Origin of the sequence: Rubrobacter calidifluminis (assembly GCF_028617075.1) — a bacterium.
Classification (GTDB): domain Bacteria; phylum Actinomycetota; class Rubrobacteria; order Rubrobacterales; family Rubrobacteraceae; genus Rubrobacter_E; species Rubrobacter_E calidifluminis.
Map to the genome: position 1 here is coordinate 305,482 of NZ_JAQKGV010000001.1, position 26,313 is coordinate 331,794.

Below are 26,313 nucleotides of genomic sequence, written 5' to 3' on the forward strand. Positions count from 1 at the left end.
CTTCGGAGCATGGACCCGATCTTCGTCACATCCAACCCGGACAAACGCCGGGAGGTGGAGGGCATCCTCGGCAGGAAGCTGCTCTCCGCCTCGCCGGAGGTTCACGAGATCCAACACCTCGACCTCGCCGAGGTGGCCCGCGCGAAGGCGGTCTCGGCCCGCGATGCCCTCGGCGACCCGCCGGAGCCCGTCATTGTGGAGGACTCCGGCATCGTCTTCCGCGCCTGGAACGGACTCCCGGGCGCGTTCAGCCGCTGGTTTCTGGAGGCGGTGGGGGTGGAGGGGATGCTCGGGATGCTCTCCGGTGAGCGCGACCGCCGGGCGCTCGCCGTCTGCGTGGTCGCCGTCTCGATGAGGGGGGAGGGGATCAGGACCTTCCGCGGCGAGGTCCGGGGAGAGGTGGCTGACGCCCCGCGGGGTGCCGGCGGCTTCGGGTGGGACCCCATCTTCGTCCCCGAAGGTTCCTCCCTGACCTACGCCGAGATGGGGGAGGTGAAGCACGAGGACTCCCACCGCGCGAGGGCTTTCAGGGAGGCGGGCCGATGGCTCTCCGGAGGCTCGTAGTGCCGCGTATTTCGGGCTTTTGAAGTCTGGTATTCTTTGGTTGGAGAGCAGAGAAACCATTCTCAACGGGAAGGGGCCTTATGCCGGCTAAGGACGAACGCTCGGAGAACGGTGAGGTAGGAGCCCGCGGCGAGGGGGCCGTGGCGACAACCCCGGAGAATCTGGCCGAGCTATACCAGAAGATGGTCCTGATCCGGGCCTTCGAGGACGCCTGTCAGAGGGCCTTCCGTCAGGGCAAGATCGGCGGGTATCTGCACGTCTACACGGGCGAGGAGGCCGTGGCGACCGGCTTCCTCGACGCCTACCGCGAGGGCGACAGGGTGATAACCGCCTACCGCGACCACCCGCACGCCCTGCTCCTGGGGGCTTCGCCCGGCGAGGTCATGGCCGAGCTCTACGGCAGGCGGACCGGGCTCGTGAAGGGCAAGGGCGGGTCGATGCACCTCTTCGACGTCGAGCGCGGTCTCATGGGCGGCTACGGGATCGTCGGGGGGCACATCCCGGTCGGGGTCGGGCTCGCCTACGCCCTCAGGTACCAGAACACCGACCACATCGTCCAGCTCTTCCTCGGCGACGGGGCGATCAACCAGGGCGCTTTCCACGAGGCGGCGAACCTGGCCGGTCTCTGGGGCAGGGACGAGATGTGCCCCTGTCTGTTCATAGTCGAGAACAACCAGTACGGCATGGGCACCTCGGTCGAGCGGGCCACCGCGATGACCGACCTGGCGGCCAAGTTCGACGCCTACGCGATCGAGCACGAGAAGGTCGACGGGATGGACCTCCTCGCCGTCCTCGAGTGCGCCCACCGGGCCGCCGAGCGGGTGCGCGAGAGCGGAAGGCCCTACGCGGTCGAGGCCATCACCTACAGGATCGCGCCGCACGGGGCGGCCGACTTCCTCGAGAAGTACCGCACCAAGGAGGAGGTCGAGAAGTGGCGCGAGCGAGACCCGATAGGCATAGTCGAGAAGCGGCTGCTGGATTCGGGTGATATCGACGAGGAGAGGATAGAGGAGATAAAGCAGGAGGCCAAACGAGAGGTGGAGGAGGCGGTGAGGTTCGCCGAAGAGAGCGAGGAGCCTCCCGCCGAGGAGCTCTACACCGACGTCTACGCTGGGGAGGGGGAGGAGTAGATGGCCGAGACCAAGACCTACCGGGAGGCCCTCAGGGAGGCGATGGTCCACGAGATGGACCGGGACGAGAGCGTCATCCTGATGGGCGAGGACATCGGCGTCTACGGCGGGACCCACCTCATCACCGACGGGCTCTACGACAAGTACGGTCCCCGGCGGGTCATAGACACCCCCATCTCCGAGAACGGCTTCACCGGGGCGGCGGTCGGGATGGCGATGATGGGGATGCGGCCCATCGTGGAGATGATGACCTGGAACTTCTCGTTCCTGGCGGCCGATCAGATCATCCAGAACGCCGCCAAGGTGCGCTACTTCTCCGGCGGGCAGGTCAAGGTGCCGCTCGTGATCCGGGGTCCCAACGGAGGGGGCGTCCAGCTCTCCGCCCAGCACACCCACTCGCTGGAGAGCTTCTACGGGCACTTCCCGGGCCTGAAGGTCGTCGCCCCGGTGACCCCGAACGACGCCAAGGGGATGATGCTCACCGCCATCCGGGACGACAACTGCGTGATCTTCCTGGAGGCTGGAGCGCTCTACGGGACCAAGGGCGAGGTCGAGGAGGGCGACAACGCCGTGCCGTTCGGCAAGGCCAGAATCGCCCGCGAGGGCTCGGACGTGACGCTCATCGCCTACGGGCGGCAGGTCAACCTGTGCCTGCGGGCGGCCGAGACGCTCGAAGAGGAGGACGGCGTGGACGCGGAGGTGATAGACCTCCGCTCGCTACGCCCCTTCGACGAGGATGCCATAGTCGAGTCGGTTAAGAAAACGCACCGGGCCGTGGCGGTCGAGGAGCAGTGGCGCTGGTTCGGGGTGGCGAGCGAGGTCGCGGCGATCATCCAGGAGAAGGCCTTCGACTACCTGGACGCCCCCGTGGAGCGGGTGAGCGGGGCCGAGACCCCCGCACCCTACGCGCGCAACCTGGAGCTTCTGGCCTTCCCGAGCGAGAAGGCAGTCGCGAACGCCGCCCGGCGGGCTCTCTACATGGAGGAGAAGTAAGTTGCCGGAAGTGATCATGCCCAAGATGGGCGACGCCATGGAGGAAGGCACCCTCCTCCGCTGGCTCAAGAGCCAGGGGGACGAGGTGGAGGCCGGGGAGCCGATAGCCGAGATCGAGACCGACAAGGTCACGATGGAGCTCGAGGCCGAGGACTCGGGCACCCTGGCCGAGCTCTACGCCGAGGAGGGGCAGGACGTCCCCGTCGGCGAGGCGATAGCCTTCATCGCCGGCGAGGGTGAGGAGGTGCCCGAGCGCGGCGGTGGGGAGGAGCGGGAGGAGACCCCGGCCGAGGAGGGTGGATCGGGCGGAGAACCCGAGACCGCCACGGCCACCCGCGAGGAGGAGCGCCCCGCCCCCTCCACCCAGCGCACCGACGGGCACTTCCGCGCCTCGCCGATCGTGCGGCGCCTGGCGCGCGAGAACAACCTCGACCTCTCCAAGATAAAGGGCACCGGCCCCCAGGGGCGCATCGTCGAGCGCGACGTGCGGGCGGCCCTGGAGAGGGGAGGAGCGGAGGCGGCTGAGGAGCGGGAGGAGGCCGCTCCACGCCCGGCCCCGGCGCCGGAGCCCACCGGCGAGCCGGGCACCGAGCTCGTGCAGCCGAGCCGGATGCAGAGGATCATCGGCGAGCGGATGCAGCAGGCCAAGCGCGAGATACCCCACTTCTACGCGACGATCGAGGCGGACGTCGGGGAGCTCGCGCAGCTGCGGCGCGACCTCAACGAGAGGCTCGCCGACGAGGGGATAAAGCTCTCGGTGAACGACTTCGTGATGAAGGCGTGCGCGCTGGCGCTGAGGAAGTTCCCGACGCTCAACGCCCTGTGGACCAGCGACGGGATAGAGGTGCACGAGAGGGTCGACCTCGCGATGGCCGTCGCGCTCGAGTCCGGGCTCATCACCCCGGTCATAAGGGATGCGGCGAACAAGACCCTCTCTGCGATCTCCGCGGAGGCCAAGGACCTGGCCTCCCGGGCGCGCGACGGGAAGCTGAAGCCCGAGGAGTACCAGGGCGGCACCTTCACCGTCTCGAACATGGGCATGTTCGGGGTGGAGAGCTTCTCGGCGATCATAAACCCGCCGCAGGCCGCAATCGTCGCGGTCTCGAGCATCATCCGGCGCCCCGGCTTCGACGAGGAGGGGAACGTAGTGCCGGTGGACTCCATGAAGCTCACGCTCTCCGCCGACCACCGCATCGTCAACGGGGCCGAGGGGGCACAGTACATGGCCGAGGTCAAGCGGCTTCTGGAGAACCCGATGCTGCTCGTGGTCTGAGGGCGGAAGGCTGGCGGTACGAGCGAAGTGGGCCCGGTGCACCGGGCCCACTTCGCCTTCTTCTCTCTGCGCCATCGCTCCGGCTGGGTTATTCTAAGCACAAGCCGCCCGGGAGGTTCCGGGCGGGAGTTTCGGCTCTTTTGGAAAGGAGGAGCTGTGGCGCCAGAACCATCGACCATCCGCAACGTCTGCCTCATCGGGCACCGGGGGAGCGGCAAGACGTCTCTGGCGGAAGGCATGATCTCGCTCGCATCCGGCAGGGGGTCCGTATCGAGGGGGGTCCTCGACCACACCGAGGAGGAGTCCGAGCATGGGATGACCCTCGGCATGAACGTGGCCACCCTCGAGTGGAAGGGGCGCCAGGTCAATGTCCTCGACACCCCGGGCGACGGGGGGTTCATCGGGGACGCGTTCGTCGCCCAGCGGGCGGCGGACTGCGCCATCCTGGTCGTGCACGCCCAGGACCCGATCCAGGTGGTGACCGAGCGCGTCTGGCGGCGGGGCGAGAAGGAGGACATCCCGCACATCATCGTGGTCAACCACCTCGACCGCGAGCGGACCGACTTCGGGGAGGTGCTGGAGCGGCTCCGGGAGAGGTTCGGCCAGCACGTCGTACCGATGAACCTCCCCATCGGGCGCGAGGGGGACTTCCGCGGCGTCTACGGCCTGCTCAGCCAGACGGCCTACGTGGACGGCGGGCAGAGCCAGGAGATCCCCGAGGGGATGGAGGAGGAGGTCGAGCGGGCGCGGCTTCAGATCCTCGAGACGATCGCCGAGAGCGACGACAGCCTGCTCGAGAAGTACCTCGAGGGGGAGGAGCTCTCGACCGAGGAGATGTTCGAGGGCCTCAGGCGCGGGATCGCCGACGGTGTCATCATCCCGGTCCTGGCGGCGAGCGCGGAGCGCATGATCGGGGTGGACCGGTTGCTCGACATGATCGCCGGGAGCGCCCCGAGTCCGCTCGACCGCTCGCGCTGGGTGGACGGGGAGGGGCGCGAATTCTTCTGCGACCCCGAGGGGCCCTTCGCCGCCTACGTCTTCAAAACCTACGTCGACCCGTTCTCCGGGCGGCTGAGCGTGATGCGGGTGGTGAGCGGGCGCTGTCGTTCGGACGAGGCGCTCGTGAACCCCCGCACCGGGTCGAACGAACGCCTCGGCGGGATCTCGCACCTGGTGGGCAAGGAACGCGTCGGGGTGGACGAGGCCGTCGCCGGGGACATCATCGCGGTCGCCAAGCTGAAGGACACGGCCACCTTCGACACCCTCTGCCGCCCGGAGGCACCGGTGCGCTTCCCGGCGGTCGAGCTGCCGGAGCCGACGGCGGCGTTCGCCGTACGGGCGAAGGCCCGCGGCGAGGAGGAGAAGGTCTTCGACGCGATCCGCCGGATCGTCGACGAGGATCCCTCGCTCCGCCTCGAGCGGTCGGAGGATACCGGGGAGGACATCTTCTCCGGGCTCACCCAGATGCACGTGGAGATAGCGATCGAGCGCATAGGACGCCGTTATGGAGTCGAGGTCGAGGCTGAAGAGCCGAGGGTGCCCCTCAAGGAGACTATCTCCACGAGTTCGAAAGCGCAGGGTCGCTACAAGAAGCAGACCGGCGGCCGGGGCCAGTACGGCGACTGCCACATCGAGATCTCCCCGCTGCCCCGCGGCGCGGGCTTCGAGTTCGTCGACGAGATCGTCGGCGGCGCCATCCCCCGGCAGTTCATCCCCGCCGTCGAGAAGGGGGTGCTTGAGGCGATGCGCGAGGGACCGATCGCCGGCTACCCGGTCGTCGACGTGCGCGTCCGGCTCTACGACGGGAGCTACCACTCGGTCGACTCCTCGGAGATGGCGTTCAAGATGGCCGGCTCCATAGCGTTCAAGAACGCCGTCGAGAACGCCCGTCCCGTCCTCTTGGAGCCCTATGTCAAGGTCGAGATCCTCGCCCCGACCGAGCTCGTCGGGGACATCATGGGGGACCTCTCCGGGCGGCGCGGGCGGCCGATGGGGATGGACCCGCGGGGTGAGCGCCAGCTCATCCAGGCCGAGGTCCCGCAGATAGAGATGCGCACCTACGCTAGGGACCTCCGCTCGATCAGCGGCGGACGGGCCAACTTCCACGTCGAGTTCTCCCACTACGAGGAGGTCCCCCAGAACATGGTCGAGAAAGTCCTCGCGGCCAACGAGCGCGAGGAGGCCGGGCAGAAGGTCGGCTGACAGAGAGGGGGCCTTCCCGGAACGGGAAGGCCCCCTCCTCCTGTCTTTTGCGCTCGTCTAAACCCGCATCACCTTCGCCATCGGCGGGCGCTCGACCAGCTCCTCGACGTGCTCCTGCAGCCTGAGCCCGTCGGGGGTCGCGACCGCGTGCAGGTAGTCGGAGAACTGGTAGAGCGATCCGGGCAGGCCCGGGTCCTGCTGCTGCACCAGGCGTCCCTCCTCGCGCAGCCTGCGGGCGACGGCCCGCAGCACGGCGTAGGACATCCGGGAGAGGTCGCGCAGGGGCTGGTGGCGGTTCTGCCGGGTGCCGAGGTCCACCTGCGCCATCGCACCGAGCCCGACCTGTTTGAAGACGTCTATCATGATCCCGGTCTCGACCGCGTATCCGGTGAGGAACGGGATGGAGTTGAACAGCTCGCGGTCCGCGACGAACTCGCCCGCGAGCGGCTGCACGAAGCCCGTTAGCTCCGGGTAGAACAGGTTGAACAGCGGCTTGGTCGTGAGCTCGGTCACCCTCCCGCCGCCGTCCTCCTCGACGGTCTCGCCGCTTCTGAACGGCCGGCGGTAGGCCGCCTTCACGTAGCGCACCTGCGGGACGAAAAGGATCGGCCCGAGGATGCCGTAGACGAACTGCGGCTTGAAGTCGCGGGTATCCGCGTCCACGTACATGACCAGATCCCCGCGCGCGACGGCGAGCGAGCGCCACATCGCGTCCCCCTTGCCGTGCGCACCGCCCAGGTAGGACATCAGCTCGTTCTCGGAGTAGACCTCCGCGCCGTGCCGGGAGGCGACCTCCGCCGTGCCGTCCTCCGAGTCGGCGTCCACGACCATGATCTGGTCCACGATGGGGGAGGACGCCTCCTCGTTGACCGCGTGGATCTCCTCGATTATCTCACCGACGGTGTCGGCCACGTTGCGCGAAGGCAGGACGAGGCTCACCGTCAGGCCGAGCTCACGTTTGCGTTTTGCCAGCTCTTGCAGGTCCGAAAACTGCCGGTAGTCATATGAACGATGCTTAAACCACTCAGCAGCGTTTACGGACTCTATACGCCTGTTGTCAACCCTGATATCGCCCATGGGGATAGATGCTAACCCGATTTCATGCACTTGTCTAGCAAGCATGGGTGAAGCGCTGGTAGAGAGTGTGGGGTGGTAGAATCGATGCTCTTCCAGAGATGTAGAGAGGTTTTTATCCATACGGGATGCAGAACGGCTGGTTGATATGCGCATAGTGCTCACCAACGACGACGGCATAGACGCTCCGGGGCTTCTGGCGGCCCGCCGGGCGCTGGAGGAGATCGGGGAGGTGCTCACCGTGGCTCCGGACCGCAACCGGTCCGGGGTGGCCCGGGCGATCTCCTTCGGGCGTTCGCTCAGGGTGGAGGAGCACGAGATGGCGGACGGCAGGATCGGCTATGCCTGCAGCGGGACACCGGTCGACTGCGTCCGTCTGGTGGCGCTCGGGCTCATGGAATTCAGGCCGGATATCGTGATCTCCGGGATAAACCACGGCGAGAACCTGGGCGACGACATAACGTATTCCGGCACGGTGGCGGCGGCCTTCGAGGGGATCATGATCGGGGTGCCCGGGATAGCGGTCTCGCTGTGCACCGAGCGACCCTGGCACGAGAGCGCCGAGGAGGATCCTCGCTCCGAGCCGCACGAGCTGCACTTCGAACCGGTCGCCTCGTTCACGGCGCGCCTGGCGAAGGTCGCGCTGCGGGGGCTGCCGCCGGGGCGCATCCTGAGCGTGAACGCACCCAACCTGCCGGCGGAAGAGATAAGGGGGGCCGAGGTGACGCGGCTGGGGCGCAGGTTCTACAAGGACGAGCTGATTAGGGTCGAGGACGATCAGGGGCGGGTGGCCTACGACATCTACAACCACCCTCCCGGCCACCACGACGAGCAGGGAACCGACTTCGCCGCAATAAGCCTCGGCAAGATCAGCGTGACCCCGGTCCACCTGCAGCTGACCGACGAGGCGGCCATGGAGGAGATCTCGGCCTGGAACCTGGATGCTCTTTTGCCGGAAAGCGAGGGGAAAGGAAGCCGCAGGTGATCGAAGCCGCCCTCTTCGACTTCGACGGGACGCTCGTGGACACGACCGAGCTGATCTACCACTCGATGCGCCACGCGGTGCGGGAGGTGATGGGTCTGGAGCCGCCGCGGGAGGTGCTGCTCGCGAACGTGGGCCAGCCCCTGCCGCGCCAGATGGAGCTTCTGGTCGAGACCGTCGCCGATGGCCGCCCGGACCGGGAGCGCCTCGCTGACCGGCTGCTGGAGGTCTACGTCCGGGACAACACCGCCAACCACGACGCCCTGATCCGGGAGTTCCCCGGCGTGGTCGGGGCTCTCTCGCGTCTGCAGGACGCGGGGATGAAGGTGGCCGTGGTCACCTCCAAGAGCAGAGCCTCGGTGGAGATGGCCTTGAGGGCCATCCCCTCGCTCGGCGGTGTGACCGACGTTTTCGTCACGATGGAGGACACCGCCGAGCACAAGCCGCACCCGGCCCCTCTCCTCAAGGGACTCGAGCTCCTGGGCGGCGTCCCGCCGGAGAGGGCCGTCTACGTGGGCGACTCACCGCACGACGTCGCCGCCGCGCACGCCGCCCGGATGAGGTGCATCGCGGTGAGCTGGGGCGCGTTCTCCGAGGATGTCCTGAAGGAGGCGGGCCCCGAGTACCTGGTCCCCGACGTGGGCTCCGCCGCCGAGGTGATACTGAAGCTGCGGGAGGCGCGGCAGGCGGGTACGGGGCGGATCGCCTAGAGCCGCGAGACCGCCTTCGCGAGCCGTTCCAGCTCCTCTCCGGTATTGAACAGGTGCACGCTCGCCCGCACGTAGGGGTACGGGTCGGGGATGAAGCGGAGCACGAAGCCCCGCTCGAGCAGCCGCTCGTTCACCTCCTCCGCGGTGAGGCCCTCGACCTCGAAGCTCACAAGCCCCGAGGGGGGAGGCGTGGGGGTGCGCAGGCGTACCCGCGGGATCTCCTCCAGCATCGAAGCCAGGAGCCCGGCCCTGCGGCGGATCTCCTCCGGGCCCGCCTCTCCGCGGTCGGCGGCCTCGCGCGCGGCCCGGGCGAAGCCCGCGGCCAGCGCCGGGCTCGTCGTCGAGGATTCGAACCTGCAGGCGTCCTCCCTCAGTTCGTAGTGCCCCTCGTAGTCGAAGGGACCGGCGAGCGAGGCGTAGCCGAGGTTCGTACTGTAGGCCTTGCAGCCCGGACGGACGTAGAGCCCGCCCATCCCCTCCGGGCCGAGCAGCCACTTGTGGCCGGTGAAGGCGTACATGTCGGCCCCGGTCGCCGGCGCGTCGACGGCTATGTTGCCGACCGACTGCGCGCCGTCCACGACGGTCAGCACCCCGTGCTCGCGCGCCGCGGTGCAGATCTCCTCGAGCGGCCAGACCGCCCCGGTGGTCCAGTCCACGTGCGAGAGGGCGACGAGCCGGGTGCGGGGCGTGATGGCCCGCGCCACCTTCTCCGCGGTAATTGGAGGGGAGAGTAGCTTCACCTTCACCCCGTAGCGGGACCCGAGGTGGTAGAGCGGGACCAGACACCCCGGGTGCTCCGTCGCGGTCGAGATCACCTCATCGCCCTCCGACCAGTCCATCGAGTGGACGGCGAGGTTGATCCCGTGGGTGGTGCTCTGGGTGAGGGCTATATCCTGCGGGTTCGCCCCGAGAAGGCGGGCTGTGGCCTCGCGCGCCTCGTCCAGCGATTCCCTCTGGCGGGCGTAGAGTCCCGAACCCTCCGCGTAGGCCGGCCCGTAGCAGAGATCCTCCGCCCTGCGGGAGGCCTCGATCACGCTGAGGGGCGGGGGGCCGCTGCCGCCCGAGTTCAGGTAGACGACCTCGCCGGATTTCAGGGCCGGGAACATCTCTCGGGGGAGATCTGGCTTCGTGATCGCGGGCTCCTTTCCTCTCTTTCGGGGCGCCTCTGCCTCTTTTGTATAATAGCCTTTCCATGCTCGGTGGCGGATTCACGCGGCGCAGACGCATTAGGAGGGAGCGGGGCAGGTTCTGGCGCAGGGTCAGGACGCTCGTCGTCCTCTTCTGCTGCGCCTGCGTGCTCGGGGTGGCGGCCTTCACCGCGGCCTTCGCCTACGCGTATTTCAGGGTCGCCAGGAGCCTGCCGCGGCTGAGCGACTACAGGTCGATACAGCTCGCCCAGACCTCGACCGTCTACGATGAAGACGGGCATGTCGTGGACGAGCTCTACGGGGCCCAGAACCGCTACGTGGTTCCGCTCGACAGGATGAGCCCGCACCTCCGGCGGGCCGTCGTCGCCATAGAGGATCACCGCTTCTACGAGCATGGAGGGCTGGACTTCGAGGCCATAGCCCGGGCCGCCGAGGCGGATATCGCCACCCTCTCGATAAGGGAGGGTGGCTCGACGATAACCCAGCAGCTCATAAAGAACACCTACATCTCACCGAAGGAACGGTACGTGCCGAGCTTCCAGCGCAAGATAGACGAGGCGGCGCTGGCCTGGCAGTACGACAAGAAGCACTCCAAACGCGAGATCCTCGAAGAATACCTCAACACCGTTTACTTCGGGGAGAACGCCTACGGGGCGGAGGCCGCCGCGCGCACCTACTTCGACGAACACGCGAGCCAGCTCACCCTCCCGCAGGCCGCTCTGCTCGCCGGGATCATAAACCTCCCCACCACCTACGACCCATACATACACCCCAAGGAGGCCCTCAAGAGACGCAACGTCGTACTGGACAAGATGCTGCAGTACGGCTACATAACCAGAAAGCAGCATGACAGGGCCGTAAAGCAGCCGATAGAGCTCCGGCGAGGGACTGTAAGGCCGAGAAAAGACGACCAGTACTTCCTCGACGCCGTGCGCCGGGAGCTCACCCGGAGGTTCGGACAGAAGATGATCTACGGTGGCGGGCTCAAGATCTACACCACACTTGACCCCTACCTCCAGAAGGCGGCCACCGGCGCGGTGAACGAGACCCTGAACCCTTCGGCCGGCGACCCTTCGGCGGCTCTGGTCTCCGTCGACCCGTCGACCGGCGCGGTCCGGGCGCTGGTTGGCGGCAGCGACTACAGCAAGGTCAAGTTCAACCTGGCGACCCAGGCGCACCGGCAGCCGGGGAGCTCGTTCAAGGTCTTCGATCTCGCTGCCGCGATCCATCAGGGGATCTCCCCGAAGACCATGTACGTCTCCAAGAACCTCGACATCCCCATGCCGCGCGGCTCGAAACAGCCCTACTATCACGTCGAGAACTATGGCGGCATCCAGCGCGGACCGATAACCATCGAGAAGGCCGCCGAGCAGTCGGACAACACGGTCTTCGTCCAGCTCGCGCTCGACGTGGGGATGAAGAACGTCGTCGCGATGGCCCACGCGATGGGGATAACCAGCAAGCTCGACACATATCCCTCGGCTGCGATCGGCGGGCTCACCTACGGAGTGACGCCGCTCGAGATGGCATCGGCCTACTCGACGCTTGCCAACCACGGGGTGCACATGAAACCATACCTGATCCAGAAAGTCACCCGCGAGGAGAACGGGCGACAGGTCGTCCTCTACCGGCACAAGCCCAAGAGCAACCGGGCGCTCTCGCGCGACGAGGCGGCGGCGGTGACTCAGGTTCTCGAGAAGGTCGTGCAGAAGGGCACCCCGAGCTACTACCACAACCTGGACGCCGAGATCGGACGCCCCTCGGCGGGCAAGACCGGGACGACCGAAAACTTCGTCGACGCGTGGTACGTCGGCTACATCCCGCAGCTCTCCACGAGCGTCTGGGTGGGTTACCCCAAGGAGCGCAAGCCAATGGTCAACATAGATGGTCTCTCGGTGGTGAACGGCGAGAACTTCCCGCTGGACATCTGGTCGCGCTACATGCAGCTCGCCGTGCAGCGCTTCCCGCAGGTCGTACCCTTCGATACCCCGAGCCCGTCCTTCCACCTCGAGATAAAGAGGAACGGGCGTGCCTACGTGCCCCCGCCGCCTAAGCCGAAGAAGAAACAGAACACGCCGGGAGGGGAGAGTGCTCCATCGACCACGTCCCGGGTGGGGGGGACGACTATCGCAGCCCCTGGAACCGCGGGCTCGCCATCTTCCGGGAGCCCCCAGACGGTGGTTGCCTCACCACAGCAGAACGTCCCCGGCGCCGTGCGGCGTCAGGCGCCGGCCTCCGGACGTGCAGGCAGCTTCTTCGGTAAAAACGGTATTTTCGGTGGGAGCCTCTTCGGGCGCTAGGGGGTTCTTCTCTTTTCCCCGCTTTCCCCGGGCGTCCCCTAGGAGGAGTGCAGGATTTGCAGTGTCTCCTCATGCAGCAGGCCGTTGGTAGCCAAAAGCCCCTCCGAGTCGAAGGTCCAGCTTTTGCCATCGAGATCCGTGGCCTTCCCCCCGGCCTCGGAGACCAGCAGCGCGGTCGGGGCGTAGTCCCAGAGGGTATTCCGGGTGCCGATGGAGACGTCCAGGTGTCCGGCGGCGAGCCAGGCGCCGCGGATGCCGGCGCTGCCCAGGGCCCTTATCTGCCAGCAGGCGTCGAAGACCCTCTGCAGGCCATCCCTGTACGGCCCCCGCTTGACCGGCAGGGAGAGGTCGACGCCGACGAACGCGTACTCCAGGGAGCTCGCCCCTCCGACCGAGAGGCACACCCTCCTGTCCCCGAAGTCGCAGAATGCGCCCCCGCCGAGGCTCGCGTGGTAGAGCCTTCCGAGGAGCGGGGCGGCGACGGCGGTGTGTGTGACCCGGCCGTCCTCCACCACCGAGACGCAGCAGCAGAAGAGCGGATTGGCGCGGGAGAAGTTGGCGGTCCCATCGAGCGGGTCCAGGAGCCAGCCCCGACCCCGATCGGGGATTCCACCGCCGCGCTCCTCCGAGAGGATGGCATCCTCCGGGTAGCGTTCCTCGATGCGCGAGACCAGCAGCTTCTCGCACATGAGGTCCACCTCGGTCACCAGGTCTTTCGGGGCTTTTTCCCGTACCTCGCCCGGACGCTCGTAGCGGGAGAGCTGGAGCTCTCCCGCCTGTCGGGCTATCTCGCAGACGAACTCGTGCAGCCCGGGGCCGCTACCTGAGGTACTCACGCAGGTTCTGGGTGCGGCGCTGCTCGCGCAGCAGGTTGAGGGTCTTCATCTGGATCTGACGCACCCGCTCGCGCGTGATGTCGAACTCGCGCCCGACCTCCTCCAGCGTGCGCGGCCTGTCGTCCTTCATGCCGAAGCGCAACTCGATGATCTGCCGCTCCCGCTCCGGGAGCTCGTTGAGGGCCTCACGCAGCTGTGCCTTCAGGAGCGACTCACTGACCGCGTCGGTGGGGGCCGTGCAGCTCTGGTCCTCGAGGAAGTCGCCGAGCTCCGAGGAGTCCTCCTCTCCCACCGGCGTCTCCAGGCTTATCGCCTTCTGGCTTATCTCCTGCAGCCGGAGGATCTCCTCGACCTCCACCCCGAGCTCCCTGGCTATCTCCTCGTCGGTTGGCTCGCGCCCCAGCGCCTGGGTCATCCTGCGGTGGGTGCGGTGGTACTTGTTGACCTTCTCGACCATGTGCACCGGGATGCGGATGGTGCGCCCCTTGTCCGCGATCGCCCGCGTGATGGCCTGCCTGATCCACCAGGTGGCGTACGTGGAGAACTTGTAGCCTTTTGTGTGGTCGAACTTCTCCGCCGCCCGGATGAGCCCCAGATTGCCTTCCTGGATGAGGTCGAGGAAAGATACCCCCCGGTTGCGGTACTTCTTGGCTATCGAGACGACCAGGCGCAGGTTCGCCTCGACCAGCTTGTCCTTGGATTTTTTACAGCCTCGCGCGATACCCTTGGCCAGCCTTATCTCGTCCGCGTGCGTGAGCAGCGGTACCCGCCCTATCTCCGCCAGGTACATCCGGATCGAATCCCCCGTGGCGACCGCCTGCGACAGCTGCGCCGCCAGGTTGTCGCCGGGGCTTTTGATATCCGCATCCCGACCCTCGGGAGAATCGTCCTCACCCTCTACTACGGCTATCGACTCCTCCTCGAGCGTCGCGTATAGCTCCTCGACCTCGGACGCCGAGAGGTCGCCTTCGTGAAGTAAGTCGGCGATCTCCTCCGTGCTGACAAACCCTTGACTCCTGCCGCGGCTTAGGAGTTCGTCGGTTCTCTCATTCAGCATGGTGGCGTTCTCGGTCGTCATCCATCTCCTCTCCTGTCTCGGGGCCGCCAAGCTGCCACGGCCACTTTGACTGCCCGAAGAAGCATCCATGGATCGCTGTTACATTTCTGTAACACAACTCGATTAGGTTAACACAGCGCACCGGCGCAGTCACCTCATGAGGCGATTTTTGTCCGGCGGGCCAGAGACCGGGTTCCACGGAGTGAAATGGATGTGTCGGGTCGTACTCCTGCTAAACTACCGGCGATGTTCGTGGAGAGTGGACGTCTGGCCCGCATACTGGGCACGAGTATACCCGAGGGCGTGCGGGGCGTGGAGGGGGTGACGCACGACTCCCGGCGGGTGAGGGAGGGGTATGCGTTCGTGGCGGTTCCGGGTTTCAAGCAGGACGGGCTGAGGTACGCGCCGGAGGCGCTGCGGCGGGGGGCCGTACTCGTCGTGGCCGAGCGAGATCTGGAGGGGGCGCCGGTGGCGGTGGTGTCGGATGCGCGGGAGGCGCTCGCCGCTCTGGCGTGTGCGGTCTGCGGGGATCCTTCGCGCGGGCTCGAGGTGTACGGCATAACCGGGACCAACGGCAAGACGACGACCTCCTACATGCTGCATGAGATCCTGGCGGCACGTTTCGGGGAGGGTGCGTGCGGGCTCATGGGGACTGCAGGGATCGTTGTGGGGGGTGAGGAGCTCTACACCGGGCGCACGACTCCGGAGGCGCCTGAGGTGCAGGGGACGCTCGCCGAGATGGTCCGGCGGGGGGTCAGGCGGGTCGTCATGGAGGTCTCTTCGCACGGGATCGCGCTCAAGAGGGTTTTGGGGACGCGGTTTTCTGGTGCGATTTTCACCAACCTCAGCCGGGATCATCTCGACCTGCATGGCACGATGGAGGAGTACTACAGGACCAAGCGCAGGCTCTTCTTCTGGGCTGAGGGGCCCAGGGTCGTCGGCGTCTCGGACGGGTGGGGCAGGCGTCTGGCCTCGGAGATCGAGGGCGCGAAGACCTTCGGGGTGGATCCTGATGCCGACTACCGGGTCGGGGAGGTGCGTGAGGAGAGCGGAGGGAGCTCGTTCGTTCTGCGCGGGCCGCGGGGGGAAGGGAGGCTCAGGATCCCGCTCCCCGGCGGCTACAACGTGCTCAACGCGGCCGGGGCCGCGGCTTTTGCGCTCGAGATCGGGGTCGGGTTCGAGACGGTGGCGCGGGCGCTCGAAGGGATGCGCCAGGTTCCGGGCAGGCTCGAGCGGATCCCCGGCTCCCGGGGCTTCGAGGTCGTCGTGGACTATGCGCACACCGAGGTGGGGCTGGAGGAGCTGCTCGGGACGGTGCGCCCGATGGCCCGTGGCCGGGTGATCTGCGTCTTCGGGGCCGCGGGCGAGCGCGACAGGGCGAAGCGGCCGCTCATGGGCGAGGTCGCCTCCAGGCTCGCCGACTGGAGCGTGATCACCACCGACGACGCCTATTCGGAGGATCCGCGCAGGATAGCCGGGGAGGTTGCGGCCGGGGCGGATCCGGGGCGGACGGAGATCGTGCTCGACCGCCGGGAGGCGATACGCCGGGCGCTCGAGATGGCCCGGCCGGGGGACGTCGTCGTGGTGGCGGGCAAGGGGCACGAGCGGGTGCAGCACCTCCCTGGGGGCGACGTGCCCTTCCACGATGCGACCGTGGTGCGTGAACTTCTGGCTGAGATGGACGGGCGCGAGGAGGCAGAATAGCGGCATGCGTAGGGAGGCGAAGGACGAGGTGCTCCGACGTCTGAAGAGCGTCGAGGGGCACGTGCGGGGGGTGGAGAAGATGGTCGAAGATGGAGAGGCCGGCTATGCCGAGATCGTGCAGCAGACCAACGCCATCTTCTCGGCCATCAGGAGGATAAACACGCTCCTGCTCAAGGATTTCGTCGAGGAGCGCGCCGGTCAGGAGGGGGCTTCTGAGGAGCTCATCTCGGACCTCGTGAAGGCCATAGACCGGGTGACCAGGTAGCGTACGGTGGGGCCGAGAGGTCTGCTCTCCCTGTTCGCGGCGCTCGTCCCGCTGCTCGTCGCGCTCGCCGGGGCCGCCTCCTTCTTCCTGCTCCGGGCCGGTTACGGTGTACTCGTGGGTGGGCTGGTCCCGTTTGCCGGGCTCATGGTGGCGGTCGTCGTGCTGGGCGTCATGTTCGCACGGGTGGCCGGAAGGGGAGGTGGAGACTAGGGCTGTTGGCTGTTGTATAGTCTTGCGGGTCATGAATCGGGATAGAGAAGAGACACGCAGCGGAGAACTGGAGGACAAGATCTCCCGCCTCGAGCGCCTCGCCGACAGGCTCGAAGAGGCCTCCGCCGAGGAGGTCTCGGGGGTTCTGGATCGCGCCCTCGGGCTTTTGCAGGAGGTCGGAGCCGAAATAGAGGAGAGGCTCGGGGAGCTGGAGGAGGGTGAGCGAGAGGTTGGCAGCGTCCTGGAGGGAATAGACCTTGGCTCAATCGATGAGGCCCTGCGGGAGCTCGAGCGCCGCCCGGAGGACGGTGGTGGCTGACCTCGCTGCGCGGGTGAGGGAGGCTGCGCTGCTGGAGGGGGATTTCGTCCTCTCCAGCGGCAGGAGGAGCCGCTTTTACGTGGACAAGTACCTCTTCTCAACCGAGCCCGGGTTGCTCGGGGAGATCTCGCGGGAGCTGGCCGGCAGGATCCCGGGCGGCGTCGACAGGCTCGCCGGGGTGGAGCTGGGGGCCGTGCCGCTGGTGGTCGCCGTCTCGCTGCAGAGCGGGCTGCCCTACGTCATCGTCCGTCGTTCGGGCAAAAGTTACGGGACTGCCAGGGAGATCGAGGGCCGCCTTCAGGAGGGGGAGAGCGTCGTCCTGCTCGAGGACGTGGTGACGACCGGAGCACAGGCTCTCGCCGCGGCGGAGAGGCTGTGCGCGCTGGGATGTCGGGTGGAGAGGATCGTCGCGGTGCTCGATCGCAGGGAACGTCCCGAAGAGAGGCTCGGGCGCTTCCATTTCGAGGCTCTGCTCCGGATGGGAGATCTCGGGGTAGACACGCCGGTTTGAGGCTGGTATGTCTCTCTGGTATAGTCCGCAAGATGTAGTTGCTGGTAGCAAGAGGAAGTGACGAGGAGAGGGAGGAACCAGCGCATGAACAAGACCCAGCTCATCCAGGAGATCGCAGAGCGGGCCAACGGCTCTCGCAGCGAGGCCCAGAGGTTCTTCGACGCCTTCACCGAGGTGATCACCTCCGAGCTCAAGAAGGGTTCCGAGGTTCAGATCACCGGTTTCGGGAAGTTCTACGTGCAGGAGCGGGCGGCCCGACAGGGGATAAACCCGCAGACACAGCAGAAGATCAACATCCCCGCCTCCAAGGTACCGAAGTTCACCGCCGGCAACGCTCTCAAGGAGGCGATCAAGTAGCATCATCCGGCGCTGGTCGCGCCGCCCCGTGAGGGGGCTTTGGAAGCCCTGATCGAATCCGCCCGAAGCAGGGGTAGCCCGCTCGTAGTCGGCCTCGACCCCATGCCCGGCAGGCTGCCAGCCTCGCTGCTCGCCCGCGGAGAGGCCGAGGTGGAGCTTGTCGGGAGGTTCTGTCTCGGGGTTCTCGAATCCGTCTCGGAGGAAGTTGCAGCTGTCAAGCTGCAGGCCGCCTGCTACGAGCGCCTCGGGCCTGAGGGCATGAGCCTCTACCACCGGCTCATAGAGGCTGCTGCGGATCTAGGGCTTCCGGTCATAGCCGATGTCAAGCGCGGCGACATAGGTGAGGTCGCCGCCGCCTACGCCGAGGCCCACCTGGAGGTCTACGGCGCCTCCTGCGTGACCGTGAACCCCTACATGGGTGAGGATGCCGTAGTGCCGTTCTTGGAGAAGGTGCGGGAGCTCGGGCGCGGAGGCGGAGTATTCGTGCTCGTCGCGACCTCCAACCCCTCGGCCTCCGGCGTACAGTCTTCGACGACCCCCCCGCTCTTCGAAGTTTCGGCCCGGCTGGTGAAGAGGCTGGGGGTAGAACAGGGGGGATATCCTGATGCCGGGGCCGTCGTCGGGGCTACACGGCCGGAGGTCGGTAAGAGGGTGCGCGAGCTCCTGCCGGGACACCTCTTCCTGGTTCCGGGGTATGGCGCCCAGGGCGGCGGGGTGCGGGAGGTTGTGCCGTTGCTGAACGAGAGGGGGGCGGGGGTGCTCGTCAACAGTAGCCGCGGCGTGCTCTACGCCTATGAGAGAGGCGCGGAACCGGACTGGAGGAGGGCCTCGCGTGCGGCGGCCAGGCTGGCGAAGGAGGCCCTGCTGTCCGGCGGTGTGGGGGTGGGTTAGGCCGTAAAGATGTCGACCAGAGCCGCGATCGTCACCGCTATCGTGAGTACTGCAACGATCGCACCGAGGATCTGGACCGCCGTCTCCCTTGACATTCCTTGCGGACCTCCCTTGTAGTAGTTTCGCCTGTCAGCTCTTCTCTGGGCCGTGTCTTACGGCTTTACCGGAGAGTATCTCCTTAAGGCTACGGGCGAGGAGCTTTGAGTTCGCCTCGTAGTAGCCGTTCTGCACGAGCACTATTCTACCGTCGTGGATGAGGAACAGCCTCGGGACCCGCTTGACGTTGTAGATTGCCGAGAGCCGGCCGCCCCTGTCGGTCAGGACGGTATAGGGGGTTCTTCCGGAGTCCGGTGCCTGACCTATGTACACCGCCACGAAGGAGACCCGGGATCCGTCGAACCGGCGGGCGAGCCGGGTGAAGCTCCGGCGCGCCTGCGAGAATTGGGAATCCAGCGAGTCCCAGAAGACCAGGACGTAGGTGCCCCGGCTGGTGAGCCTGAACGGCCTGCCCGAGGCGCTCTCTGCCGTGAAGGTCGGGGCCTTTTGCCCGGCGTCCGGGGCGGGCTGCGGCAGCGTGAGCGTGCCGGTGGCCGCCTCCGCACCGGCGAAGAGCCGGTAGAGGATCGCCACCGCCACCACCACTACGGTCACGGCGATAAAGCGTCTCATGCCGGGCGGATGTAAGGCTCGGGGAAGCAGCGCATGACGCCGCGATTATACTTGTCTGCCGGAGTCTCTGTCGCCGGACGGCCTAAAGAGCGGGAGGTGCTTGAGAAAGGCTTGGGCAGGCGGTCCTCAATCTTATTCTTTATTGTCGTGGTTCTCCTGGTGGGGAGCGCGACCGTCGCGCACGCCGCCGTCCGGCAGCCGGCGGTCCACGCGAAGGCCTGGGTTCTCGTCGATCTGCGGAGCGGGCGTTATCTCGCTGGCAGAGACCAGAACCTCAGGCTCCCGATGGCCTCGACGACCAAGATCATGGACGCCCTCGTCGCGCTCAGGGCGGGTCATCTCAACCGGAAAGTGACCGTTTCCAGGCGAGCCGCCGCGTACGCGAAGGCTCCGTACAGCAACGCCGGACTTGCTGCGGGGGAGAGGCTCACGGAGAGGGAGCTGCTCGAGGCCGCGCTCATACCTTCCGCCGATGATGCCGCCTTCGCTCTCGCGCAGGCGCTCGGTGGTGGTAGTGCCAGGAGGTTCGTAGACGAGATGAACGTGGAGGCGGGGAGGCTCGGGCTGCGCGAGACGCACTTCGAGAACCCGATAGGGCTGGACCAGAAGGGTCACTACACCAGCGCCCGTGATCTGGCGAAGATGACCCGGGTCGCCTGGCGCTATCCGCTCTTCCGCAGGATCGTGGGTACGGCGCGCACCACGCTGCGGGTTGGGGGCAGGGAGATACCGCTCGTCAACACCAACGAGCTCCTCTTCGATTACCCGGGGGCCGAAGGCGTCAAGACCGGCACCACGCCGAAGGCCGGAGAGTGCCTGGTCGCCGCGGCGCGACGCGGCGACGAGTCGTACCTCGTCGTGTTACTCGACGACGACGAGCGCTTTACGGATGCGGTCCGGCTGCTCGACTACGCCTTCGCGCGCTACGACCGACGGGTTCTCGTGCGCGCCGGCTCTTCGTACGCCAGCGTGAAGGTCCCGTACCGCAGGGGAGAGAAGGTGAAGCTCTTCGCCGGGCACGACGTCTCCTACACGGTGGATGAGTCGGACAGGATCGTGCGCAGGATACACGTGCGCAAGATCCTCCCCAATGCCGCACACCGGGGCGAGAAGCTCGGTGAGATCGCGGTCGAAGTCGACGGCAGGACGGTGGGCAGCAGCCCGCTCGTGGCCGGGCGGGGGTATGCCGCAGCGCACTGGTGGCAGAAGTTATGGTATACAGTTCAGGGGATCTTCGGATAGGGATGAGGCCTGTTCTGGAAGAGAGATGAAGGGTGCAGGTGCGCCATGATCCTGACCGTGAACTTGAATGCCGCCGTGGACCGCACGCTCATCGTGCCCAACCTGACTCTCGGGCACCGGCACAGGGCCCAGGAGGAGATCGCTCTCGCCGGTGGCAAGGGGATAAACGTCGCTCGGGGTCTGAGGCGGCTCGGGGTACCGGTGCTGGTCACAGGGTTTGCCGGCGGACGCAACGGGGACACCATCCGCGACGGCCTCTCCGAGGCGGCGATCCCCTTCGACCTGGTCGAGATAGCCGGCAACTCCCGCACCTCCACCGCGCTCATCGATCCGACGGGTGGCACGCAGACCGAGATAAACGAGCACGGCCCTTCGATAAGGCCCGAGGAGGCCCGGGAGTTCGTCCGGCGCTTCGAGCACCTCATGGAGTACGCAACGGCTGTCGTTTTCGCAGGGAGCCTGCCGCGTGATCTCGAGGCCGGCTATCTCGTCGAGCTGTTGCATCGGGCGAGGGATCGCGGCCTCTACACGGTGGTCGATTCCACGCCGACCGTGCTTCAGGCTGCCCTCAAGGCGACCCCGGCGCTCGTCAGCCCCAACCAGGGGGAGGCGGAGAGCGTCGTCGGCTTCGACTTCATAGAGGAAGAGGATTTCCCGAGGGGGCTCGCGCGACTTCTGGAGCTGGGCGCGAGAGCTGCGTGCATAACCTCTCCCGACGGCCACTCGTACGCCCGGTTCGCTGGGACCGTGCTCTGCGCCCGGGCTCCGAAGGTTGAGTCGCTCTCGACCATCGGTAGCGGAGACGCCTATCTCGCCGGACTTCTGGCCGGGCTTTTGCACCGCAGGCTGCCCGAGGCCGAGGCTGTAAAACTGGCCGCCGGGTGCGCGGCGGCAAACGCGGAGACCCTGGGGGCGGGGATGTTCGACCCGCGTCGAGCCGAAGAGCTCGCCGATGAGGTGCGCGTCGAGGCGATCGAGAGCAGCTTCGAGACGGGAGGGGTGCGGTAGGGAGGCCAGCAGTGGCGTGCTAGAATCCTCTCGCCCTGTGGGATAACGAAGGACAGGAGGTGCCACGCAGAGCATGGCCGTTAAGGAGATAACCGACGCGACCTTCGAAGAGGAAGTTATGCAGAGTGACAGGCCCGTCATAGTGGACTTCTGGGCACCCTGGTGCGTGCCCTGCCAACATGTATCGCCGATCCTGGAAGAGCTCTCCGAGAGCCGCGACGACGTACGCTTCGTCAAGGTGAACATCGATGACAACCCGAATGCGGTCATGAGCTACAACGTCTTGAGCATCCCTACGATCATACGTTTCGAGGGGGGGCAGGCGACGAAGAAGGTCATAGGGGCGCTGCCGAAGAAGCAGCTCTCCGAACAGCTCGGGCTGTGATTGAACAGCGCGATCGCTGCGGCTAAAATTTTCCCCTGAAAGGACCGGGGGCCGGGGTCTCTGGAGTCGGCCTCCGCGGGTGATAAGCCTCAGAGATGCAGAAGGAGGTAAGAGATGAAGTTCAAACCGCTAGGTGAGCGTGCCCTGGTCAAGCTCGTCGAGCGCGAGGAGAAGACCGAATCCGGCATCGTTCTTCCCGACACGGCCAAGGAGAAGCCGCAGACCGCCGAGGTGGTGGCCGTCGGCGAGTTCGAGGACGGGGTAAAGGTCAACCCCGGAGACGTGGTCGTCTTCGCCAAGTACTCCGGCACCGAGATCAAACTCGACGGCGAGGAGTACATGATCCTGGATGCCGACGACATCCTCGGGGTGGTGGAGGACTGAGAGAAGGCGAAGAGCCGCCCTTCCGGGCGGTCTTCCGGGGGCCGGGCATCTTCCGCGCCGGGGTGCCCGGCCCCTTTCTCGTCAGGAGAACTCGTCGGCTCGCTACAGGGGGGAGGCTGGATCAGGGCCGTGCAGGTGCTGCGCAGGGGAGATCGAGGCCGGGAGGTGGTGGACCTTCAGACCCGGCTCAACGCTCTCGGGTATGATCTCGGCAACCGGGGCATAGACGGGGTCTTCCGGGAGGAGACCGAGCTCGCGGTCAAGTCCTTCCAGCGTGAGGTGGGCATAGAGGCCGACGGCGTCGTCGGCCGGCTCACCTGGCGGGAGCTGGTTGAGGCCGGGTACCGCCCCGGGAGCCGCCTGCTGTATCTGCGTCAGCCGCCTCTCAGGGGTGCGGACGTCGCCGAGCTGCAGCGGATGCTCAACGATCTGGGTTTCGACCCCGGGGCGGTAAACGGCCTCTTCGACCAGCGCACGGCCCGGGCCGTGCTCGATTTCCAGAGAAACGCCGGGCTGGAGGTGGACGGGGTGGTCGATGAGGCGGTCTTCCGGGTCTTGAGGGTCTACGCGAGCCAGACGCTCGGTACCTACCAGATCCCCGACAAGAACGACGGATACTTCCCGGACGACCTGTTCGATGGCGTGATCGTGGTGGACGCCGCCCACGGTGGGGAGGATGCCGGGTACGTGTGTCCGGATGGGTTCTCGGAGGCGGAGCTGAACCTGGCCGTGGCTCGGGAGCTCGCCCGGATCCTCCCGGCGCGGGAGGTGATCCTGACCCGCAGCGAGGACGTCTACGTCTCCCCGGAGGACCGGGCGTATCTGGCGAATTCCTCGGGGGCGAAGATGGTTCTCTCCATCCACCACGCCCACCACCGCACCCCTTCGGCCCGTGGTACGGCCACGTTCTACTTCGAGCGGATGGGCTATCGCTCCCACCGGGGCAGGATGGCCGCGACCTACGTCCAGCGCGGGATCTGCCGGGCCCTCGGCACCTGCGACATCGGGGAGTTCGGCCGCTCCTACGACATCCTGCGCGAGACGAACATCCCGGCGGTCATGGTCGAGCCGCTCTTTCTCACGAACCCGGGGGAGCTGGAGATGGCCCGCGATCCTTCCTACCCGGAGACCCTCGCCCGGGCGATGACCGAGGCCCTCGAGCTCTACGCCAGCCGGGACAGGAAGTTCATCGCCGTCTGAGGCTGAAAGGGTGGTTTTCGCTGGTATAATACCTGCTCAGTCGGGACGTAGCGCAGCCTGGTAGCGCGCCTCGTTCGGGACGAGGAGGTCGGAGGTTCAAATCCTCTCGTCCCGACTTCTTTTTGCTTTTATATCCCCGCCTCTTCGGCTTCGACCATGAGCTCCTCCCAGTCCGCGTAGAGCCCTTCGAGCGTGCTCTTGAGCTGGCGGTGCTCGGTAACGAGCCGGCGCGAGCGCTCGCCGTCGGCGTAGAGTTCTGAGGTGGCGAGCTCCTTCTCCAGGCGGTTTATGCGGCGCTCGGTGGCGTCTATCTCGCCCTCGACGGCGACGAGCCGGGTGGCGAGGACGTTCTGCTTCCGGTCCATGCCCGGGCGCAGGCGCCGGCGGGTCTTCTTCGAGGAGTCCTTCGCGTCGAGGCGGCGGTGGGAGAGGTAGTAGCCGTAGCCGCCGGGGTAGCTCCGGAGGGTGCGGCCCTCGAGCTCGACGATGCGGGTCGCGATCCTGCGCAGGAAGTAGCGGTCGTGCGAGACGAAGAGGATCGTCCCCCGGTAGTCGAGCAGCGCCTCCTCCAGGGCTTCGCGGGCGGGGATGTCGAGGTCGTTGGTCGGCTCGTCGAGGAGCAGGAAGTTGGCGTCGCTCGCGACGATCTCGGCGAGGGAGAGCAGGCTCTTCTGCCCGCCGGAGAGGACCGCGACCTTCCTGAAGACGTCGTCGCCGGAGAAGAGGAAGGCGCCGAGCAGGTCGCGGGCGTCCGCCGGGTCGAGGCCGGTGGCGTCCCGCAGCTCGTCGAGCACGGTCTTCCCCGGGTCGAGCCGGGCGAGCTGCTGGTCCTGGTAGGCCGGGATGACGTTGTGCCCGAGGCGTACGGTGCCCGAGAGCGGCTCGAGCTCGCCCGAGGCGAGGCGCATGATCGTGCTCTTGCCGGTCCCGTTGGGGCCGAGGAGCGCCACCCGCTCGCCGCGCTCGACGACGAGGTCGATCTCTTCGAGGAGCATCTCCTGTTCATCCTCGTGCCGGTAGCGCACGTCCTCCATCTCCAGGACGACGCGTCCGGCGCGCACCCTCTCGCCCCCGAGGTCGAGGTGAACCTTCTTCTGGCGGGTGGAGGGGACCTCTATCTTCTCCATCCTCTCCAGGAGCTTCTGCTTGCTCTTGGCCTGGCTCGCCTTGCGGGCCTTGGACCGGTTCTTTTCGATGAAGCGCTCAAGCTGCGCCCTTCTCTCCTCGTTGGCCCTGGCCTTGCGGGCGAGCTGTTCGGTTCGGGCCCGCTTCTGGGCGACGTACTCCGAGTAGCCGCCGGTGTAGCGCGTGATCCTGCCGTCCTCGAGCTCGAGGATGGAGGTTACGACGTTGTCCAGGAAGTAGCGGTCGTGGGAGACGACGAGCACGGCCGAGCGGGTGTTCTTGATGAATCCCTCGAGCCACTCTATCGCCCCGAGGTCGAGGTGGTTGGTCGGCTCGTCGAGCAGGATGAGGTCCGGCTCGGAGAGCAGGAGGCGTGCGAGGGCGATGCGGCTCTGCTCCCCACCGGAGAAGGATCCGGCCGGGCGCTTCCAGTCCGCCGGCTCGAAGCCGAGCGAGGAGAGCGCCGAGGCCGCCCGCGCCCGGTACTCGTAGCCCCCGTCGCGCTCGAACTCGGCCTGCAGTCGTCCGTAGCGCTCGAGCAGGGCCTCGGAGGGGTCTTCGGAGATCAAACGCTCCAGCTCCGCGAGCTCTTCTTCGCGGCGGATCAGGGGCTCGAAGGCCGAGAGCATCTCTTCCTCGACGGGCCTTCGCCCGCGCTCGCCGGCGTAGAGCTGTTGCGGGGTCATCCCCACGACGGCCCCGCCGACGAGCTCGACGCTCCCCGCGTCGGGCTCCTCCCGGCCGCCGAGGATGTTCAGGAGCGTCGTCTTGCCGGCGCCGTTGCGCCCGACGAGGCCGACCTTCTCCCCGGACTCCACGGCGAGGGAGGCCCCGGAGAGGACCTTCACCTCGCCGCCGTGGTACTTTACGAGATCCCTTGCGACAATCACCTTCATGCCGCAGAGATTATACAAAGGCGACCCGCTCTCCCCGGACGAGCGCGACGAGCTGGAGTGCGATCTGATCTCTTTCTGCGACCGCGAGCTGGACCTGCTCGGGGACGTCGGGGGCTTCCGCGTCCTCTACGCGGGAGGGGCGTCCCCGCTCTGGATCGAAGGCCTCGCCCGGCGCGTCGGATCCGGCGGGAGCCTCACCGCGCTCGAGGCGGACCCTGAGAGGATCGAGGCGGCCCGCACCCTGCTCCCGCAGGCGGAAGTCCCCTGCCCCGTGCGCCTCGTCCGTGGGGACGTCTTCGACCCGCCCTTTGCCGGAGAGACCTTCGACCTCGTCTACTCCGCCGGGCTCTTCCACGAGCTCGACGTGGGGAGAAGACCGGCCAGCGAGGCCCTCCGCGCCCTCGCCCGCGTGACGCGCCCCGGCGGGCGGGTCGCGACGAGCGACTTCGTGGACACAGTGCCCGCGACACAGCTCGAGGACGAGAACCTCCAGCGCCTCGCCGCCCGCGAGCGCTCGGGCGCCGTGCTCTACGGCATCGGCCCGCCCGGGCGTCTGATCTCGCTGCACGAGGCCGTCCTCTCGCGCGTTCGCTGGCGGATCTCGCCGCCTTTCCGCATCCGGCACCTCGAGAAGCTCGTCCTGCAGGAGCTTTGCGACCCCACCGGCCCCTACCCGACCCTCGCCCGCTCTCACCCCGGGCGGATCGAAGCCCTCCGCCGGCGTATCCTGCGCGAGGGGTACATCCGACCGGCCACCCTCTACGTCGAGGGTGCCGTCTCGACGGAAATTTGTAAAAAATAGACCATATGGGGGATGTGCCGCGCCCGTGCCTCCTGCAACATCGGTTCCAGGAAGGCCGGGGAAAGGCTTCGGGCGG

27 protein-coding genes and 1 tRNA gene are annotated in these 26,313 nt (G+C 67.0%); 22 read left to right on the top strand and 6 right to left on the bottom strand.

Translation table 11 applies throughout. The features are described 5' to 3' along the window. The first annotated feature begins 9 nt into the window (after window positions 1-9). The 5 genes from PJB24_RS01525 (at window position 10) to fusA (ending at window position 6,162) form a co-directional block, all read left to right on the top strand. On the top strand, window positions 10-564 hold the full coding sequence (locus PJB24_RS01525; protein WP_273841918.1) for a non-canonical purine NTP pyrophosphatase: 555 nt from the start codon (window positions 10-12) through the stop codon (window positions 562-564). Between the two features lie 80 nt (window positions 565-644). Next, on the top strand, window positions 645-1,694 hold the full coding sequence (pdhA, locus tag PJB24_RS01530) for a pyruvate dehydrogenase (acetyl-transferring) E1 component subunit alpha (protein ID WP_273841921.1): 1,050 nt from the start codon (window positions 645-647) through the stop codon (window positions 1,692-1,694). Then, window positions 1,695-2,687, top strand: coding sequence for an alpha-ketoacid dehydrogenase subunit beta (locus PJB24_RS01535; protein ID WP_273841924.1), 993 nt, complete (start codon window positions 1,695-1,697; stop codon window positions 2,685-2,687). It begins immediately after the preceding gene. A 10-nt stretch (window positions 2,688-2,697) separates the two neighbouring features. Continuing rightward, the gene (locus PJB24_RS01540; protein ID WP_273842044.1) at window positions 2,698-3,960 is read left to right on the top strand and encodes a dihydrolipoamide acetyltransferase family protein; all 1,263 of its coding nucleotides are present in this window, start codon (window positions 2,698-2,700) and stop codon (window positions 3,958-3,960) included. A gap of 156 nt (window positions 3,961-4,116) precedes the next feature. Further along, window positions 4,117-6,162, top strand: a complete 2,046-nt coding sequence (gene fusA / locus PJB24_RS01545) for an elongation factor G (RefSeq protein WP_273841927.1) — start codon at window positions 4,117-4,119, stop codon at window positions 6,160-6,162. 57 nt (window positions 6,163-6,219) lie between these two features. On the opposite strand, the gene PJB24_RS01550 is transcribed toward fusA, so the two are convergent. Continuing rightward, window positions 6,220-7,416, bottom strand: coding sequence for a glucosyl-3-phosphoglycerate synthase (locus PJB24_RS01550; protein ID WP_337958995.1), 1,197 nt, complete (start codon window positions 7,414-7,416; stop codon window positions 6,220-6,222). Between PJB24_RS01550 and surE the strand changes: the two genes are divergently transcribed. Both surE and PJB24_RS01560 read left to right on the top strand, forming a co-directional pair. Continuing rightward, a complete protein-coding gene (surE, locus tag PJB24_RS01555; RefSeq protein WP_273841931.1) occupies window positions 7,385-8,221 on the top strand; it encodes a 5'/3'-nucleotidase SurE in 837 nt (278 codons plus the stop codon). The genes PJB24_RS01550 and surE overlap by 32 nt on opposite strands. Then, window positions 8,218-8,928, top strand: a complete 711-nt coding sequence (locus PJB24_RS01560; protein ID WP_273841932.1) for an HAD family hydrolase — start codon at window positions 8,218-8,220, stop codon at window positions 8,926-8,928. The genes surE and PJB24_RS01560 overlap by 4 nt, the downstream gene beginning before the upstream one ends. Here the strand turns inward: PJB24_RS01560 and PJB24_RS01565 are convergent. Next, a complete protein-coding gene (locus PJB24_RS01565) occupies window positions 8,925-10,034 on the bottom strand; it encodes an aminotransferase class V-fold PLP-dependent enzyme (protein WP_273841934.1) in 1,110 nt (369 codons plus the stop codon). The two genes, PJB24_RS01560 and PJB24_RS01565, sit on opposite strands and share 4 nt — an antisense overlap. An 86-nt stretch (window positions 10,035-10,120) precedes the next feature. Here PJB24_RS01565 and PJB24_RS01570 point away from each other — a divergent pair, with 86 nt between their 5' ends. Beyond that, on the top strand, window positions 10,121-12,376 hold the full coding sequence (locus tag PJB24_RS01570) for a transglycosylase domain-containing protein (RefSeq protein WP_273841937.1): 2,256 nt from the start codon (window positions 10,121-10,123) through the stop codon (window positions 12,374-12,376). Window positions 12,377-12,414: 38 nt separating this feature from the next. On the opposite strand, the gene PJB24_RS01575 is transcribed toward PJB24_RS01570, so the two are convergent. Beyond that, the gene (locus PJB24_RS01575; protein WP_273841940.1) at window positions 12,415-13,212 is read right to left on the bottom strand and encodes an inositol monophosphatase family protein; all 798 of its coding nucleotides are present in this window, start codon (window positions 13,210-13,212) and stop codon (window positions 12,415-12,417) included. Continuing rightward, window positions 13,196-14,290: a sigma-70 family RNA polymerase sigma factor gene (locus PJB24_RS01580; protein WP_273841943.1), complete on the bottom strand. Its 1,095-nt coding sequence runs from the start codon at window positions 14,288-14,290 to the stop codon at window positions 13,196-13,198. The genes PJB24_RS01575 and PJB24_RS01580 overlap by 17 nt, the downstream gene beginning before the upstream one ends. 225 nt (window positions 14,291-14,515) lie before the next feature. Between PJB24_RS01580 and PJB24_RS01585 the strand changes: the two genes are divergently transcribed. The 7 genes from PJB24_RS01585 (at window position 14,516) to pyrF (ending at window position 18,526) form a co-directional block, all read left to right on the top strand. Further along, window positions 14,516-15,973, top strand: a complete 1,458-nt coding sequence (locus PJB24_RS01585; RefSeq protein ID WP_273842047.1) for a UDP-N-acetylmuramoyl-L-alanyl-D-glutamate--2,6-diaminopimelate ligase — start codon at window positions 14,516-14,518, stop codon at window positions 15,971-15,973. Window positions 15,974-15,977: 4 nt separating this feature from the next. Beyond that, entirely contained in the window at window positions 15,978-16,238 is a 261-nt protein-coding gene (locus PJB24_RS01590) for a metal-sensitive transcriptional regulator (RefSeq protein ID WP_273841944.1), read from the top strand. Between the two features lie 6 nt (window positions 16,239-16,244). Continuing rightward, on the top strand, window positions 16,245-16,448 hold the full coding sequence (locus PJB24_RS01595) for a hypothetical protein (RefSeq protein WP_273841947.1): 204 nt from the start codon (window positions 16,245-16,247) through the stop codon (window positions 16,446-16,448). A 31-nt stretch (window positions 16,449-16,479) separates the two neighbouring features. Further along, window positions 16,480-16,767, top strand: a complete 288-nt coding sequence (locus tag PJB24_RS01600) for a hypothetical protein (RefSeq protein WP_273841949.1) — start codon at window positions 16,480-16,482, stop codon at window positions 16,765-16,767. Next, window positions 16,760-17,278 (top strand): orotate phosphoribosyltransferase, encoded by a 519-nt coding sequence (gene pyrE, locus PJB24_RS01605; RefSeq protein WP_273841951.1) that lies wholly within the window; start codon window positions 16,760-16,762, stop codon window positions 17,276-17,278. The genes PJB24_RS01600 and pyrE overlap by 8 nt, the downstream gene beginning before the upstream one ends. 84 nt (window positions 17,279-17,362) lie before the next feature. Then, window positions 17,363-17,635: an HU family DNA-binding protein gene (locus PJB24_RS01610; RefSeq protein ID WP_273841952.1), complete on the top strand. Its 273-nt coding sequence runs from the start codon at window positions 17,363-17,365 to the stop codon at window positions 17,633-17,635. Window positions 17,636-17,674: 39 nt separating this feature from the next. Continuing rightward, window positions 17,675-18,526 carry an orotidine-5'-phosphate decarboxylase gene (gene pyrF / locus PJB24_RS01615; protein WP_273841954.1) on the top strand — a complete coding sequence of 284 codons (852 nt, stop codon included), beginning with the start codon at window positions 17,675-17,677 and terminating at the stop codon, window positions 18,524-18,526. Window positions 18,527-18,655: 129 nt separating this feature from the next. Here the strand turns inward: pyrF and PJB24_RS01620 are convergent, their stop codons facing one another. Then, a complete protein-coding gene (locus PJB24_RS01620) occupies window positions 18,656-19,177 on the bottom strand; it encodes a TlpA family protein disulfide reductase (protein WP_273841956.1) in 522 nt (173 codons plus the stop codon). A 114-nt stretch (window positions 19,178-19,291) separates the two neighbouring features. Between PJB24_RS01620 and PJB24_RS01625 the strand changes: the two genes are divergently transcribed. The 6 genes from PJB24_RS01625 (at window position 19,292) to PJB24_RS01650 (ending at window position 23,529) form a co-directional block, all read left to right on the top strand. Beyond that, a complete protein-coding gene (locus PJB24_RS01625) occupies window positions 19,292-20,437 on the top strand; it encodes a D-alanyl-D-alanine carboxypeptidase family protein (RefSeq protein ID WP_273841958.1) in 1,146 nt (381 codons plus the stop codon). Window positions 20,438-20,482: 45 nt separating this feature from the next. Next, window positions 20,483-21,445, top strand: a complete 963-nt coding sequence (locus tag PJB24_RS01630; RefSeq protein ID WP_273841959.1) for a 1-phosphofructokinase family hexose kinase — start codon at window positions 20,483-20,485, stop codon at window positions 21,443-21,445. 73 nt (window positions 21,446-21,518) lie between these two features. Next, the gene (gene trxA / locus PJB24_RS01635) at window positions 21,519-21,830 is read left to right on the top strand and encodes a thioredoxin (RefSeq protein WP_273841961.1); all 312 of its coding nucleotides are present in this window, start codon (window positions 21,519-21,521) and stop codon (window positions 21,828-21,830) included. A 114-nt stretch (window positions 21,831-21,944) separates the two neighbouring features. Then, a complete protein-coding gene (groES, locus tag PJB24_RS01640) occupies window positions 21,945-22,214 on the top strand; it encodes a co-chaperone GroES (protein WP_273841963.1) in 270 nt (89 codons plus the stop codon). Window positions 22,215-22,343: 129 nt separating this feature from the next. Then, entirely contained in the window at window positions 22,344-23,414 is a 1,071-nt protein-coding gene (locus tag PJB24_RS01645) for an N-acetylmuramoyl-L-alanine amidase (RefSeq protein ID WP_273841966.1), read from the top strand. A 41-nt stretch (window positions 23,415-23,455) separates the two neighbouring features. After that, window positions 23,456-23,529, top strand: a tRNA-Pro gene (locus PJB24_RS01650). A gap of 13 nt (window positions 23,530-23,542) precedes the next feature. On the opposite strand, the gene PJB24_RS01655 is transcribed toward PJB24_RS01650, so the two are convergent. Then, window positions 23,543-25,435: an ABC-F family ATP-binding cassette domain-containing protein gene (locus PJB24_RS01655; RefSeq protein ID WP_273841967.1), complete on the bottom strand. Its 1,893-nt coding sequence runs from the start codon at window positions 25,433-25,435 to the stop codon at window positions 23,543-23,545. On the opposite strand from PJB24_RS01655, the gene PJB24_RS01660 reads away from it, so the two are divergent. Then, window positions 25,434-26,237, top strand: coding sequence for a class I SAM-dependent methyltransferase (locus PJB24_RS01660; RefSeq protein ID WP_273841969.1), 804 nt, complete (start codon window positions 25,434-25,436; stop codon window positions 26,235-26,237). The genes PJB24_RS01655 and PJB24_RS01660 overlap by 2 nt on opposite strands. The last annotated feature ends 76 nt before the right edge of the window (window positions 26,238-26,313 follow it).

What these genes read in the sequence shown, in the direction of transcription:
- PJB24_RS01525 (WP_273841918.1), top strand. Translation starts at nt 10, where the DNA reads ATGGACCCGATCTTCGTCACATCCAACCCGGACAAACGCCGGGAGGTG.
- pdhA (WP_273841921.1), top strand. Translation starts at nt 645, where the DNA reads ATGCCGGCTAAGGACGAACGCTCGGAGAACGGTGAGGTAGGAGCCCGC.
- PJB24_RS01535 (WP_273841924.1), top strand. Translation starts at nt 1,695, where the DNA reads ATGGCCGAGACCAAGACCTACCGGGAGGCCCTCAGGGAGGCGATGGTC.
- surE (WP_273841931.1), top strand. Translation starts at nt 7,385, where the DNA reads ATGCGCATAGTGCTCACCAACGACGACGGCATAGACGCTCCGGGGCTT.
- PJB24_RS01550 (WP_337958995.1), bottom strand. Translation starts at nt 7,416, where the DNA reads ATGCCGTCGTCGTTGGTGAGCACTATGCGCATATCAACCAGCCGTTCT.
- PJB24_RS01565 (WP_273841934.1), bottom strand. Translation starts at nt 10,034, where the DNA reads ATGTTCCCGGCCCTGAAATCCGGCGAGGTCGTCTACCTGAACTCGGGC.
- PJB24_RS01570 (WP_273841937.1), top strand. Translation starts at nt 10,121, where the DNA reads ATGCTCGGTGGCGGATTCACGCGGCGCAGACGCATTAGGAGGGAGCGG.
- PJB24_RS01580 (WP_273841943.1), bottom strand. Translation starts at nt 14,290, where the DNA reads ATGACGACCGAGAACGCCACCATGCTGAATGAGAGAACCGACGAACTC.
- PJB24_RS01585 (WP_273842047.1), top strand. Translation starts at nt 14,516, where the DNA reads ATGTTCGTGGAGAGTGGACGTCTGGCCCGCATACTGGGCACGAGTATA.
- PJB24_RS01590 (WP_273841944.1), top strand. Translation starts at nt 15,978, where the DNA reads ATGCGTAGGGAGGCGAAGGACGAGGTGCTCCGACGTCTGAAGAGCGTC.
- PJB24_RS01600 (WP_273841949.1), top strand. Translation starts at nt 16,480, where the DNA reads ATGAATCGGGATAGAGAAGAGACACGCAGCGGAGAACTGGAGGACAAG.
- PJB24_RS01610 (WP_273841952.1), top strand. Translation starts at nt 17,363, where the DNA reads ATGAACAAGACCCAGCTCATCCAGGAGATCGCAGAGCGGGCCAACGGC.
- PJB24_RS01630 (WP_273841959.1), top strand. Translation starts at nt 20,483, where the DNA reads ATGATCCTGACCGTGAACTTGAATGCCGCCGTGGACCGCACGCTCATC.
- trxA (WP_273841961.1), top strand. Translation starts at nt 21,519, where the DNA reads ATGGCCGTTAAGGAGATAACCGACGCGACCTTCGAAGAGGAAGTTATG.
- groES (WP_273841963.1), top strand. Translation starts at nt 21,945, where the DNA reads ATGAAGTTCAAACCGCTAGGTGAGCGTGCCCTGGTCAAGCTCGTCGAG.
- PJB24_RS01660 (WP_273841969.1), top strand. Translation starts at nt 25,434, where the DNA reads ATGCCGCAGAGATTATACAAAGGCGACCCGCTCTCCCCGGACGAGCGC.
- PJB24_RS01655 (WP_273841967.1), bottom strand. Translation starts at nt 25,435, where the DNA reads ATGAAGGTGATTGTCGCAAGGGATCTCGTAAAGTACCACGGCGGCGAG.